The organism is Flavobacterium mekongense (genome assembly GCF_047038255.1).
In the GTDB taxonomy this organism is placed as follows: domain Bacteria; phylum Bacteroidota; class Bacteroidia; order Flavobacteriales; family Flavobacteriaceae; genus Flavobacterium; species Flavobacterium mekongense.
The window spans coordinates 80767-95848 of the sequence record NZ_CP174374.1; the positions used below are offsets into that span (position 1 = coordinate 80767).

Below are 15082 nucleotides of genomic sequence, written 5' to 3' on the forward strand. Positions count from 1 at the left end.
CCATTATAAATCAAAAACCGAGGTTCGTTTTCCTCTAATCAAATCTTTCAACTTGATCCAAAAAGCCAAAGTAAGATACATGCCAAATCCCAAACCTGCTGTTACAAAAGTGATGTAAATAAAAAACAAACGAACATTGGACGCACGCATTCCCAGCTTATCAGCCAAACGTGAGGAAACATGAAAACCGTGTTTTTCGAAGAAATATTTTAATTGAATGATTGGCGACATTGTTTATTATATTTTTTACTAATTCGCAACATAGTTATTGTAAAGACAAGTTTTTGAAAATACCATCAATCACTCTTTCATCAGTTGCGTGCCTATTTCACACTGCAAACATTTTCCTTTACTACAATAGTTATTCTTTAATTGCAAAAGTGATTGGGTTTCAAAAGCATTTTTAGATTGAAGTCCAAAATTAGCAAACTTTTCAATGACTATATTCTTTTCCGGACTTATTGTTTGCAGGAGTTGCATCAATGATTCCGAAATTTCTTTACCCAAACTTTGTGCATAGGCAAATTGAAGCGGAACTATGGTATTAATGACTAACAAATCGATAAAACTTTTGGACAATTGCTTCTTTTTGGGAGGGCTGACTTTATCAAATTGATAATGACTTTCCCAATACGCGGAAACCCCTAAATCAAACAAGTGATAAAAGTCTTTCATCGAATGTATTGTGATGATTTGAGCAAACAAGTTTTGCCGTTGATGATACAACATGGCTAATTGTGCTAATCGAATGGTTGGAAAATTATCCGGACGATGTTTAAAAAACTGAACCGACTCATAGGATTGATGTCTCAATTGGTATTTCTGTCTCAGAAAAGCAAAACTATTTTGCAAATCTTTAGCATAAGCGTCTTCATAGTATTCCGAAAGCAAATCCAACAAACCAAAGAATAAAGCTTCCAAATTTTTCAACTCGTAACTTTCTTTTCTGATTACAGAAAAAGGCACCGATTTGAGTGATTGAAAAAAGAGATCTCCATTGGTATTCAACCCGAAGTTCTTAGCCAAACTGTAAAACAAAACGGCTTCCCAGTCGTTATCAGTTTCCGACAGTAAAGTTTGTATCGGAATGGCCTTGTTTTCCAATCGTTCAAAGAACAATCTTTCCAACCAATGATTTACAACAAAACCATCGATAGCCTTAATTTGATTCTCACAAAAAATCCATGATTTCGGAGTCGTTAGTGTTAAATATTGCTGTAATACTTCTTTTGTTATATATGATTGTAGCGCTACTGTTGGAATAATCAAATTGTCCTTACTAAAAACCGGTGTATCATATTCCCAAACCACATGCAATATAACATTGTTGTAATGGTCGTCTTTTTCATGTTGGTGCAAATACCAATCAGAGGATTTAACGTGAATTTCAACATTGCCTGCCCATTTTTGATTTCCTATCACAAGTTGGGCATTAAAAAAGTCAGGTCCGGATTGTTGTAAGTACTGTCCGGAGTTCACTATAGAAACTGCCTCTCCCGAAACTGTGGTTAGGTTGGAAAAATCAAACTTCTTATATTGCCATACATAATGAAGGAAATCCTCTTTCATGTCGTCTAATTTTCAACTAAAGTAAGAATTTTACTTTATTATTAAAAATATTTGTAATGAAAAAATTACTTTTTTGTTTTTTACTATTAATTTCTGCGTCTTGTTTTTCACAACATTATAAAATTACTTACCAAAAAAGTTCGAACGGAACAATAATCGAAGGACAAGATTTCATAGTGATGGAAACCAATGCCTCTTTGACAAAAGTGTATAATAAAACAAAAGACGCTACTAAAGCAACTTATCCACAAGAGTTTACGATTATCGACAGAACATCGACTTCCTTTGAACAATTCGCCATCCTGAATACAGACAAAGCGATTTACATGAAAGACAGCACTTCATTAGCCAAACAAACCTTTGAGTATTTGCCTGACACTAAGCGGATATTGGGCTACAACTGTAAAAAAGCCAAAACTATAGTCAACTCTAACACCATTGAATTTTGGTATACCGATGCATTGAAAGTAAAAGGAGCTCCAACGATTTTAGGCCAAAACTTAGGTTTGGTTTTGGAGATGGTACGGAACGGAAATTTTATGATTAGTGCTGTTAGCATTGAGAAGCTAAAAGCCATCCGCAGCAACGAGTTAAAAACTACCGAAGTGGATGCGCTGACTTACAAAGATCTACTCTGGAAAAGCCGATTCACCACCATTCCTGTTTTCAAAGACCAAATCATCAATTTCTCTGACGGTTCAAAATCGAACGACAGTATTTTGCGTTTTGCCAACGGAACCATAGCTGTTCGAAAAGTAAAATTCCCCGAAATCAAAATCGGTTGTCAGATTTTTGCCGATGTTACGGAACAATCCAACGGTGATGCTTACGACAGAACCGGTTCATTTTTTATGATTCCAACCGACAAAGCCCAATCTTTCTTAGACGGTTTACAAAACGGCGCTAAAACTTTGCCGCTATACACCAACGGGAACGGCAAAGAATACCAAGGTGTAGTGGCTACGGAGCAGTACAATCCCTTAGTGGAATTGATGCGCTTTTTCACCCCTTTCGGCGTAAAACAATACAACTATTTAGAATTGAAAAACAAAACTTGGGCAGAAAACGTTTTGTACCGACAGGACATTTCCGACTTGTTACCTTTATTGAGTGGTAAAGAAGTTTGGATTGGCATTAATATTGGCAATTATGACAAAGGCGGTCATAAAGTTTCGGCGAATATTACTATTCATTCCGAAGGCGAGTCGAAAGCCAACCCAACTCGAATTGTACCTTTGTTTTGCACCAACAACATCATGGAAATGGCCGGACAAGAATACGGGACTATGTTCAATAACGAGAAAGGCTTAGAAGTAAGTTTTACCCTTGACCAACCGATGAAAAATGTTAAACTTCGTTATATCACTACAGGGCACGGCGGTTGGGAAAACGGCGACGAATTTGTTCCTAAAAAAAACACAATTTATTTGAACGGAAAGGAAGCTTTTGGTTTTACGCCTTGGCGACAAGATTGCGGTTCGTATCGCTTGTTAAATCCGGCCTCGGGGAATTTTGGTAACGGATTGTCTTCTTCCGATTACAGTCGCTCTAACTGGTGTCCGGGAACAGTAACCAATCCTATTTACATTGATTTAGGTAATTTGGGAGCCGGAAGTCACACGATAAAAGTTAGCATACCTCAAGGCTTACCTGAGGGCGGCAGTTTCAGTTCTTGGAATATTTCAGGGGTTTTGATTGGAGAGTAATTCTAGGGATAAGGGATAAGTAAAAAGGGATAAGACTTTTGCCTTATCCCTTTTCTCAAATACCTTTTGCCGCCGCGCCGTCTGGCCCGTTCGCTAAAAATATCCACCGGACATTTTATTAACGCTCCGTCCTATTTAATAGAACTAATAATATCGTGTTTGGTAATGATATGGTGCTTACCATTGCCTAAGTCCACCAAAACCGCTTGGTTATCTTTATTGATTAACTTGGATATCTCTTCGACCGGTGCATTGGCATTCACAATTGGGTAAGGCTTACCCATAATTTCTTTGATAGGTTTGTCAGCTATGTTTTTGTCTTCAATATAGCTTCTGAACAAATCCGTTTCGTCTATGCTACCCACAAAACCGGTAGTATCGATTACCGGAATTTGAGAGATGTTGTATTTTTTTAAACGTTCAATAGCGTGTGACACTAATTCTTCAGTACGCACTACTACTAATGGTTTGTCTTTATGGTCTTTGATTACATCTTCTGCTTTGGTGATTTCCTCTTCTAAGAAACCTCTTTCGCGCATCCAATCGTCGTTGAACATTTTCCCCACATAACGGCTGCCGCTATCATGGAAAAGTACAACAACCACGTCGTTAGGTTTAAAATGTTCTTTCAATTGATGCAAGCCTTTGACACAAGCACCGGCTGAGTTCCCAACAAAAATCCCTTCTTCCAAAGCAATTTTACGAGTGTATACCGCCGCGTCTTTATCGGTTACTTTGGTAAAGCCATCGATTACTGAGAAATCAACGTTTTTAGGCAAAATATCTTCTCCGATGCCTTCGGTAATATAAGAGTAAATCTCATTTTCATCGAAGATTCCGGTTTCGTGGTATTTTTTAAAAACAGAACCGTAAGTATCTATTCCCCAAACTTTCACATTAGGGTTTTTCTCTTTTAAATATTTTCCGATGCCTGATATGGTTCCTCCGGTACCAACACCTACCACAAAATGGGTCACTTTTCCTTCGGTTTGTTCCCAAATTTCAGGTCCGGTTTGTTGGTAATGTGCCAAGGCGTTACTGGGATTGTCGTATTGATTAACATACCATGAATTAGGAATTTCGGTGCTCAATCTTTTGGAAACCGAATAGTACGAACGCGGATCGGTTGGTTCTACATCGGTTGGACAAACCACTACTTTGGCGCCAACGGCACGAAGGATGTCCATTTTCTCCTTAGATTGCTTGTCGGTGATGACGAAAATACATTTATACCCTTTTACGATAGCGGCTAAGGCCAAGCCCATACCGGTATTTCCTGAAGTCCCTTCGATGATGGTTCCGCCCGGTTTTAATCGGCCGTCGGCTTCGGCATCTTCTACCATTTTAAGTGCCATACGGTCTTTGGTAGAGTTACCGGGATTGAAGGTTTCAACTTTGGCTAAAACCAAAGCATCAATCCCTGAGACCACTTTATTCAATTTCACTAAAGGCGTGTTTCCGATAGTTCCTAATATATTTTCTGAATAGTTCATTTTTAAGTAGCTGAATAGCTGAGTTTAATTTCATTCCGTTCACCATTAGATGGCTCGGACCTGAGCAACCAAGCTTTTATTTAGGTTACAAAGATATTGATAAAAAGAAAGTTTGCAAGTTTAGAGAAAGTTAATTCGAAAACGATTGCGTGCGTGATGGGAACGGCATCCTTTTGTTGCGTTGGCTAACGGAACAAAAGATACAGTGGACAGCGCGTTAACACGCCCCAAAAAAAAATTACTGGAAGAAGTTCCAAACCAAACCGAAGCGGATCATAAAATCGCGGTACGGATAATTGGGTGCCGTATAAAAGTTATTGCCGGTCATGCGGGAATTGAGATGTTCGACTTTAAAGAATATACGAGTTTGGCGGATTCGGGCATTGACGAAAAAATCGACCAATGGAAACTCTCCTATTTCACGGCTGTTTTGAACAAAAGCTTCGGCCAGGACCGGATTGTAGTCGTTGGCATAATATTTTGTAAAATAGTTAAGGGTAAAACCGGTTTGCAAATACAATGCTTTTTTGAAGAAATAATCGGTAAAGTAGAGCGAGTTTCGGGTGACTATTTGAGGCACGTTAAGGATATCATCCTCCTGATCAACCTGTTGGTATAAAACGGTGTTGTCCAAGGCCAATTTCCACCATTTGAACTCACGACTCACCTTAACCGATAAATAATTAATGGTTTTATCGTATTGTTTAGGGGTTATAATTTGTTGTTGCGTATTGGTAGCATCGTTACTAAAGAACAGGTAATCGTTTAACGAACTTATTTGCAAGGCAGCTGTGAACCATTGGGTTTTGGCATTTACCTCGAGATTGTTGATTTTTTCGTTTTTAAAATCGTTGTACCAATTGTAACCGATAAAACTACTTTGGTGTAAATTGTAGAGGTGATCGGGGATTTTGTTGAGCATTTGGTATTGGAAACGCAGCTCGTTTTTATCGTTGATTTGGTATTGGAGTTGGGCATCAAAATTAGTCAGCGATTGGTTCGCTATGGAATTAGAATAAGAAAATGTACCATTCCATTTGTTTTTGCGGTATTGGTATTGACCTCCGATGGTGTTAATTTCATCGCTCAAAGAACCCGGCACAATACCGGCGTCGAGTATCAATACCTTGTCGTAAAAATAATTGAATCGGTAATCTTCGGCAAAAAATTGGAATTTCCCTAAAAGCGCATTTTCATAAATCGCGCCTACTTTATTGTGCATGCGGTTGTATCGACTTTGATCATTAATCCCTCCGGACACATACGCTTCTCCAAAGCGAAGTACTTGGGTATTTCCTACAGTAGAAGCTAAAGTTTGTTGGTTGTATTCAAAAAATTTAGTTTCGTACGTAAACTGGTGTGTTAAGTACAAATTGTTATTTCCTTTTTTAGGGTTGATTCTGAAGTTGTGATCGAAGAAATATCTTTTGCCTTTCATAAAAGATTTGGCATCTTTCAAATACACTTCTAAACGGGCTCTGTTTTGGAAGGCTGCATCTTCACTTTCAAAATCTTCCAAGGTTGTGATTCCACCATTCTCACCGTTTAGAAAATCCTGACCGGTAAAATGAAGATTGAGAAAGTATCTTTTGTTGAGTGTATTGTAGCTGGTTGTAAAACGAAAATTCCCGGTACTTGACAGTTGGTTAATGTATTTCCCTAAAGATCGCAAGCCCCTAAAAGCAACCGAAATATTGAACCTTTCGGAGGTATTTACTGTTATAAAGGCATCAACAGATTGTCCTTGCTCCATAACGGTTTTAAAGTACAATTCGGTTACCGGTGTGGCCACTGAGTAATACTTTATATCATCGATTTGCATATAATTGAAATGCTTACCGGAATGCCCCAACTCGGGGAAAGCGGCAAACTTCTTCAGTCCGTAGTCTAAAACGGTGTATGTCTGACCTTCATTGGCAAAGGGTAAAAGACCGAAAATATCTTTGCGCAAATAGTTGTACTCGTATTCTTTTTTGATGGTTAGAGAAGTATCCACATAAGTAGTGTCTTTTTGCAGGCTAATGATTCTGTAAAAATCATAAGGTGCTTTTTTTATCTTTTTGCTTACAGCAGTATCTTTAACCGAAGTATTTGTTTGGGATGTTTTATTGTTTTGGTTAAGAGTACCGAGTTTAGCATTTCTGTCTCTTTGTGAAGAAACAGACTGAAATGAAAGCAAAAAAACTATAAATAAAAGATAGCGCATTGGAATAATTTTCGAGACAAAAATACACAAAACTATTTGTAATAAAATCATAAAAAAAGAGCTATCGAATGATAGCTCTTAATTAATGTAATAATATAAATTATTATGGTCTTGAGAAATAGATTTCTGTTGCAGCAAAAAATCCAGCATTAACTCTAACTTGAAACTTCATGTAAGCTGTTTGAGCACATGCAGAAAAGACACCAACTCCTCTGTCAACCCAAGCCTGACCATAAGTAGAGTCTACGTATAATGGGTTATCAGTATAAACTGGAAAATCAAGTTTAAAATTAGAAGGATTGCTATCGTTGAAGAAAACTCTTGTCTGTGAACTAGGATCAACATCCCAGATGTTAGACATTACGATTTCATTCAAATCCGTTTCAACTCCTTGAGTAAATGTAGAATTATAAACAGCATAACCAACTTCGTCAGCGTTCCAATCTCCAAGGAAATCAGCTACGGAAAAAGGACAGAATTGATAAATTGATAATTCATACACATTGTCGAAAGTAGCTACTTCAGCATCATTAACTGAATCTAATTTCAAAATTAGTTTAGTACCTGATGTAAGTGCATTAGCATAATTACCACGCACTTTAATAAATCCTAAATGAGAACCAGCAGGAATGACCAATGAAGACTGCTCAATAGTGTATTGATCAGTCGTCGCAGTACTTGTAGGATCTATAGAAATTGTGAACGCTCTGTCTGCATCAGTAACATTAGTCACACCAACTTCGACTAAAAATTCAGGATTAGTAACATCTTGAACATAGAAAGATCCTGAAGTTCCAGAGGTAAAATAAGCTAATTTACCATCTCTTTCGCTGTTGTACAACTGAGGTTCAGCATCACTACAAGATACAATTGAACTCAAGGATACAACTGAAATAAAGTATAAAAATATTTTTTTCATAATGTTTTTTTTTAAAATTAATATCCAGGATTCTGAACTAATAAATCATTTGCAAAAATTGCACCTTGAGGAATTGGCAAAGTAAATTTGTAATCACCAGCAGGTAAATCCTCAGCAAAAGAATTCAATACAACATCACTTGGAATTCTATCAACACCTCTTCCAAATCTTTTTAAATCGAAGAAACGGTGACCTTCAAATGCAAGCTCACGTCTTCTCTCTAACAAAATCTTGTCAATAGCATCAGATGCGCTTGTAAAAGTAAGATTAGGCAATGCAGAAGCATTCAATCTTCTTGAAGCTCTTAAAGTGTTAATAGCAGCTTCAGCAGCAGCGAAATCTGGAGTTGCTTTCAAAGCATGGGCCTCAGAAAGAATCAAGTACATTTCAGCTACTCTAAATAATTTAATATCAGCTAATCCATAGTTTGAAGTAGGTCCTGAGTATTTACCAACTCTTAAATCAGCCAATGTACTTCCAGTTTCAACTAAAGCTCCAACAGCTCTTCTTAAATCATTATTAGCGAACTGAGCCCATAAATCATTAGAAACATTATATAAAACTGTACCGTCAGCATCTTTGTATATTCTACCGACCTGAGTATTACCTTGCACTCTCTTCAATTTGAATACAATTTCAGTGTCAGTTGCATCATCCCAAATATCTAAATATTGAGTCGGATTTGCTGCTAAAGGAATTGCATTGACAACTTCTTGAGCATAGGTCACAGCCGCATTGTAATCTTTTGTATACAAAGAAATACGTGCTCTTAATGCTTGAATAGCAAGAGGTGTAACTCTTGTTACATCAGCATTAGAACCTAAAGTAGATAGAGTTTGATGAGCACTTTCCAAATCCGTCATCACAAAGTTAATAACTTCACCAACAGTATTTCTAGGCAATGTTTCAAAAACAATCTCACTGTCAACAATAGGAACAGCCAAAGCCGAAGGATTAGTATAATCAGTAGCAAAAAATCTTAACAAGTCAAAATGAGCCATTGCTCTGATAGTTAATAATTCTGCTATAATTCTATCCTTTGCATCAATCTCAGCTTGAGTGTTAAGCTGTACATTGGGAATACGAGCTAAAACAACATTGGCTCTATTGATAGTAGCATACAAACCAGAATAATAAGCATCAGGCTCATTAGTACCGTTGTTAATAGACCAAGTGTGAACTTGAACACCGGAACCTCTATTTGAAGACGGCTTTCTACACTCATCTGTAAACATTGAAGACCACTCAATAAAACTTTGACCTCCAACATTAGCATAAACTCCGGTCATCGCTCTTTCAAGATCGTTGATATTTCTGATGGCATTCAAATCAATGATTTCATCAGCCGGATCTATTCTATAGGCATCTTCACATGAGACAATACCTACAGAAATAAAAATTGCAATTAATAATTTCTTTAATTTCATATCTTTTTTTTTTTAAAATTTAACATCTATACCAAAGGTGAAAATTTTTGGTGTTGGATATTCGTATTGTGCAATGTTGTTATCATCTTCAGGATCAAAACCAGTAAACTTAGTCCAAGTTACAAGATTCTGTGCTTGCAAATACAATCTGAAACTTTGAATTAATTTAATTCTATCAATTGCTTTTTTAGACAAAGAATATCCAATTTCAATATTTCTAAGTCTTAAGAATGATGCATCTTCAATATCTTTAGAACTGAACTCTCTGTTATATTCAAAACTTTGAACTTCAGTAATATCTCCCGGATTTTGCCACATAGTCAACATGGTTGTTGACAAATTGTATTGAGCGAAGTTAGGATTTTCTTGGAAGAAAGTTTGATTGTTGTATCTGTAATAATCTTTAGCAAAAGTGAACAATGACGAGAAATCAAAACCTTTGTATGAGAATCTGTGACCGAATCCACCAGAGTAAACCGGCTCATAAGAACCCCACTTAGCAGTAGCGTTAGCCTCACTAAACTCATTAGTTACATTACCATTCAAATCATAGTACAATGGCTCTCCGTTAGCAGGATTAACACCAGCCCAACCCACAGCAAAATGAGATCCAAAAGGCAATCCTTCTCTAACAATTGATGTTCCTAAAATGAACTCATCAACCTGACCTAAATCCTCAATTTTGTTTTTGTTATGGTTCAAGTTAGCATATAAACTGAAAGATAAATTATCTTTCTTAACAAGGAAACCTTCAATACCAATATCAACTCCAGTATTACTCATTCTACCTGCATTAACGGATAAAGTACCTAGGCCACTTTCATATGGCAATTGTTGATCGATTAACAATTTATCAGTTACATTCTTGTAAACCTCAACAGTTCCAACAATTCTTCTGTTTAAGATTGAAAAGTCAAGACCAATGTTAGCTTTTCTACCTTCTTCCCATTGTAATTCAGGATTTGGAATTGAAGTTTGAACTATACCAGGATTTCCACCATATTGGTTTGTCCCCCAAGTAGCATATTGTTGGAAATTACCAATACCATTTTGGTTACCTGTAGTACCGTAACTAGCTCTTAATTTCAAGTCTTGGAAAAATTTATTACCTTCCATAAACTTCTCGTTGGTGATATTCCAGTTAGCACCAACTGACCAGAAAGTACCCCATTTATTTGCTTCGGAAAACTTGTTAGAAGCATCTCTTCTTAGTGATAAATCAAGGTTAAATCTATCATCAAACCCATATTTTACTATACCAAAATAAGAAAATATACCAGCTTCAACATCACTACCTCCAACAACTGGGATTAAACCATTTGCAGCAGAACCTGGAGTAATTCCTGAAGGATATCCAACCAAAGAAGGATTTATACCATAACCAGTATAATTACCGGATTTAAAGTGTTCTTTATAGTATTCAGTGTATAAACCCGCTTCAAAATTATGTTTTTCAGCAAAAGTCTTAGTATAAATCAACCTAGCAGTAGTGTTGAATTTAGCGAAATAACTATTAGTTTGAGCATACAATCCTTGATTACCCGGAGTCACAGTTGAACCATAAAAGGTATTAGGATCTTGAGCTCTTACAAAATAATCATTGGTATAATCAACACCAAAATCAACTCTTGCACGTAAGTTTTTAGCAATCTGTGATTCCCCATAAACCGCACCTACAATCTTAACTTGGTTATTATATCTTTGATTTTTAACCAAGTTTTCATAAGCATTTGGACCGATAAGACCAGTACCCGTATTAAAGTCACCATTTTCGTCATAAACCGGATCATATGGAGAACCTAAATAAGCAGCAGCATATGGGTTTTGTAAGGCTACAGCATTTTCAGAGTCAATCAAATCTTGTTTAGTAAAACCTAAGGTCAAGTTATAACCCAAAGTAATTTTCTCAGAAACTTTATTTTCTAAGTTTGATCTGAAAGTAAATCTTTGAATATTTGATCTTTCAGCAACACCATCTTGCTCAAAATAATTTAATGAGGTGAAGAATCTTGTTTTTTCACCACCACCTCTCACAGACAACTCATGAGATGTTGTTTTACCAATTCTAAAGAAAACATCAGCCCAATTAGTGTTCACTTGAGCTAATTCTGCAATTTGAGCATCAGTTAAACCAACACCTCTACCATTACCAACAATACGTTGGAATTTAAGAAGTTGCTCAGAGTTCATCATCTTGAACTTAGGATCACCTACTTCAGCGGTTCCGTACTGAGACCTGTAAGTAAATGAAGTATCTTCATTAAACTTACCTTTCTTAGAAGTAATTACAATAACCCCTGCAGAGGCTCTTGAACCGTAAATAGAAGTTGCGGAAGCATCTTTCAAAACTGAAACGTTCTCAAAATCATTAGGGTTCAAAGCAGCAAAATCTCCAGCTGTAATTGGAACACCATCCAAAATATACAAAGGATCATTACCTCCTGTTATCGAAGATGTTCCTCTAATTCTTACTTTAGATGCAGCCCCTGGCTGACCTGAGCCGGATGACACAGTAACACCCGCCGCTTGACCTTGTAAGATTTGGTCAAATGATGCGAAAGCAACGCTCTCAATATTAGCCGCCTTAACGACTGAAACAGCTCCGGTTACCTTCTCCCTTTTTTCAGAGGAGTAACCTAAAACAACCACCTCGCCTAATTGAGTCACATCCGACTCCATAGAAACATTGATGGCGTTTGACGCACCAACAGTAACAGATTTCGTCTTTAGACCAACAAAAGAGAATTCTAAAACATCTCCTTGCTTAGCCTTGATAGTATATTTACCATCAAAATCAGTTAATGCATTATTTTTTGTTCCTTTAACAGAAACAGTTACACCAGGCAATGCCAAACCTCCCTCGGTCACAACACCTGAAATAGTTTTCTCCTGTGCGAAAGAAAACTGAAATGAAATTGCTAACAATAGCGTAAAAAACCATTTAAACTTCGATCTCATATTAATTTTATTTGAGTTAGTTATCTTGCAAACATCTTAATTTTTTCTTAAAAAAACAAGCAATGCTTAAAAAAAGGAAAAAATTTAACGTTTCTAGTTAATCTTGTTTCATTCTATCTAATTTATTCTTGATCTCTCTTCCTAAAGACATCTCTTTATACTTGTCGTTCAAAGTTTTGTAATACCCTTCAATTTTAGATTTTTTAACATTAGGATATTCAAACAACCCATCAATAAGCATCAAGGAAACATAAGTATTTGGACTAGTTGATAAATGTTTTTCCATATTATCAATATAACCATGATTAATTTCATAATTAACTTTCAATAAAGAATCAACAACCTTTTTATTATTAGCTTCTCTGGCTATCTTCATAAGTTTAGAATTCTTTTTTTTAAACTGCAAAGATTGCTCCCGAACAGTCAAAGATTTAGCGTTGTAATCAAACAAAAAACTATTTTCGACCCCCGACAGTACTTTTGACTTTAAAATTGATTCTGTATTTATCATTAAAGAAACATTTTCTTCAAGCAAAACAGCCAATCTTTCTTTTTTACCTGTAAATCTTAAATACCTCAATTTAGGCTCAACAAATTCCTGCTGAAACCTAAACTTACCATCAATTACTTGAGAAATAGATATGACTTTATAATCTAAAGTTTCTTCATTAAGTTCTTCTAAAAAAACAGTTGATATTCCTTTCGGATTATCTAACTCTCCTTCTATCAAAAAAAACTTCTCAGACTTACCACATGAAGCTAACAAAAAAAACAACAACAGAGTTGTAAATACTCTAGCCTTATCTAACATTAACTTTTGTAGTTTTTACTTTATTACCTATTGAAAACTTAGCATAATAAACACCGCTTGACAACTGAGAAACATCAAAAACCTGCTCAAATCGTCCCGAATATTGATATTCTGACTCTAAAACAACTCTCCCTAATGCATCATACAACTGGAAAAATACTTCATCGCCACTTTCGTCATTAAAACTAACTTCAAAGTAGTTTTCTGAAGGATTAGGATACAATACAAAATTTTCTAAAAATTCATCCTTAACATCTAAACTCTCCGTTACACCAGAAACAACCAACGAATAATTTTGCTCTCCTCCAACAAGATTTCCTTTGTGGCTAATAACTATTGTATATGTTCCTTGAGGATCAACAACATCAACAGATTCAATATTATCAAAAGGATTATCATCTTGAACAGCTCCTCCTTGTAAGAAAAAAGGATTCAACACCCAAGGATAATAAGTTTGACCATCTTTCAATACTCTTACATCCAAATCATTCACTAATTTCACAGAGGGATCATCTAAAGTACCAGTATTAACCTGACCTGATCTGTCAGTCCATGCAACAGTAACCTTAAGGGGCTGAGTACCACTCGCAACAACATTTCTTGTATAAGTTCCACCTTGAACCAAAACCCTTTCATCTATTATAGAACCAACTCCTTTTTGGGTAATAATATCTGTCCCTTTTTTAGCATTGATTAACCCCCATCCAAACTGATAATCAGGCCCATCATAATCACCGGCTTCGTCGGCAGAGTTAGTCATAACCGCCTTCAGGGTTGAAGCCTTCATGTAGTTAGAATATAAATTATTGTAATGCTGTTGAAAAAGTATAAGTGTTGCAGCAACGGCAGGAGAGGCCATAGAGGTACCTTGCAAAGATTGATATGCAGTATCCGAAGTAGAATTTAATGAAAAAACAGCAACTCCTTTAGCTGAAATATCAGGCTTAATTCTAAAATCATCTGTTGGTCCCCAGCTACTAAAACTACTCATAACAACTGAAGCCGGACTAACATAGTTTGAAACATTATTTACTGCCGCTACCACAATTGCGTTCTTAGAATTTTTGTTGCCTATCAACAAATCACGCCCTCCTTTGTTGTCTTCTGCCGAACCCCTATCATTTCCCGCAGAAATTACAGCTTGATAATAAGGAGCATTAAACATAATGTTATCCCATGACGCACTCTCAGAAGTATACGCACCTCTGAAGTATTCCGGGACCACATCAATTCTTAAACCATAAGAATGATTTGACACCAACAAACCTTGACCAGCTTGGCTAATAACCTCAGCTTCATCATTAGAAAAAGTATTACCCCAAAGACTAGCCTGATAAGCTAAACCCTTTGCTGTTGAGGATCCGAAACCGGAACCAATCATTGTACCTGCAACATGAGTACCATGAGAAGAACCCTCAGAAGTTAAATTAAAACTTTCTCCATCTTTAAAAGTTACACGACCCTGAAGATCCTGATGAGAACCTCTTACAGGACCTCCATCCCAAATCCCTAATATCATCCCTTGACCATTAAGATTTAGACCTGCGCTACCTCCCGAATTTATTCTGTTAACACGAGCAGTTATAGCAGAACCCGCATTATGTGTTGTGTAGTAAAAAGGAAAAGAATTCTCTACATACATTAACTCGTTATAGTTGCCTTTTTCATCAATAAACTTTTCAGGAATAAGATTCTCTCTGGAAAAGTCAACAGCTTTGGCTTTGTTTTTTCGAAACTTTGTTTCTGAGGCTACTCTTAATGAATCTAAATAATTCAAATCATAACTAGAGACTATTTTACCTCTTTCTTCTGTAGTTTGTCCGTAAACACAAATATTTAAAATTGCAAAAAGGGACACTAGTGAATATTTCATATGCATTTATTTTTTTTGCTAAAATATTAAATTATCCTCAATTATAAAAATCGTTAAAACTATCATATCTATGAGATATTTAAAAAAAGTTTTGGTTGCGTTGGTTTTTTTTATTTTTAC

General features: G+C 36.2%; 10 protein-coding genes. 1 reads left to right on the forward strand and 9 read right to left on the reverse strand.

The features are described 5' to 3' along the window. Positions 1-3 precede the first annotated feature (3 nt). Complete coding sequence (locus ACJG85_RS00230) at positions 4-231, reverse strand: PspC domain-containing protein (RefSeq protein ID WP_409676877.1); 228 nt, start codon at positions 229-231, stop codon at positions 4-6. A gap of 69 nt (positions 232-300) precedes the next feature. Then, positions 301-1569, reverse strand: a complete 1269-nt coding sequence (locus ACJG85_RS00235; protein WP_409676875.1) for a DUF2851 family protein — start codon at positions 1567-1569, stop codon at positions 301-303. 56 nt (positions 1570-1625) lie between these two features. Here ACJG85_RS00235 and ACJG85_RS00240 point away from each other — a divergent pair, with 56 nt between their 5' ends. Then, positions 1626-3275: a PNGase F N-terminal domain-containing protein gene (locus tag ACJG85_RS00240; RefSeq protein ID WP_412476657.1), complete on the forward strand. Its 1650-nt coding sequence runs from the start codon at positions 1626-1628 to the stop codon at positions 3273-3275. Between the two features lie 131 nt (positions 3276-3406). On the opposite strand, the gene ACJG85_RS00245 is transcribed toward ACJG85_RS00240, so the two are convergent. From ACJG85_RS00245 to ACJG85_RS00275, 7 genes are all read right to left on the reverse strand, one after another. Then, positions 3407-4768, reverse strand: coding sequence for a pyridoxal-phosphate dependent enzyme (locus ACJG85_RS00245; RefSeq protein WP_409676871.1), 1362 nt, complete (start codon positions 4766-4768; stop codon positions 3407-3409). A gap of 238 nt (positions 4769-5006) precedes the next feature. Beyond that, a complete protein-coding gene (locus ACJG85_RS00250; protein ID WP_412464525.1) occupies positions 5007-6974 on the reverse strand; it encodes a putative porin in 1968 nt (655 codons plus the stop codon). Positions 6975-7077: 103 nt separating this feature from the next. Beyond that, the gene (locus ACJG85_RS00255) at positions 7078-7893 is read right to left on the reverse strand and encodes a hypothetical protein (RefSeq protein WP_412476658.1); all 816 of its coding nucleotides are present in this window, start codon (positions 7891-7893) and stop codon (positions 7078-7080) included. 17 nt (positions 7894-7910) lie between these two features. Next, a complete protein-coding gene (locus tag ACJG85_RS00260) occupies positions 7911-9320 on the reverse strand; it encodes a RagB/SusD family nutrient uptake outer membrane protein (protein WP_412476659.1) in 1410 nt (469 codons plus the stop codon). 12 nt (positions 9321-9332) lie between these two features. Continuing rightward, entirely contained in the window at positions 9333-12278 is a 2946-nt protein-coding gene (locus ACJG85_RS00265) for a SusC/RagA family TonB-linked outer membrane protein (protein ID WP_412476660.1), read from the reverse strand. 97 nt (positions 12279-12375) lie between these two features. Then, on the reverse strand, positions 12376-13089 hold the full coding sequence (locus tag ACJG85_RS00270; protein WP_412476661.1) for a DUF4369 domain-containing protein: 714 nt from the start codon (positions 13087-13089) through the stop codon (positions 12376-12378). After that, positions 13079-14962 carry a S8 family serine peptidase gene (locus ACJG85_RS00275; RefSeq protein ID WP_412476662.1) on the reverse strand — a complete coding sequence of 628 codons (1884 nt, stop codon included), beginning with the start codon at positions 14960-14962 and terminating at the stop codon, positions 13079-13081. Before ACJG85_RS00275 ends, ACJG85_RS00270 begins: the two co-directional genes overlap by 11 nt. Between the last annotated feature and the right edge of the window lie 120 nt (positions 14963-15082).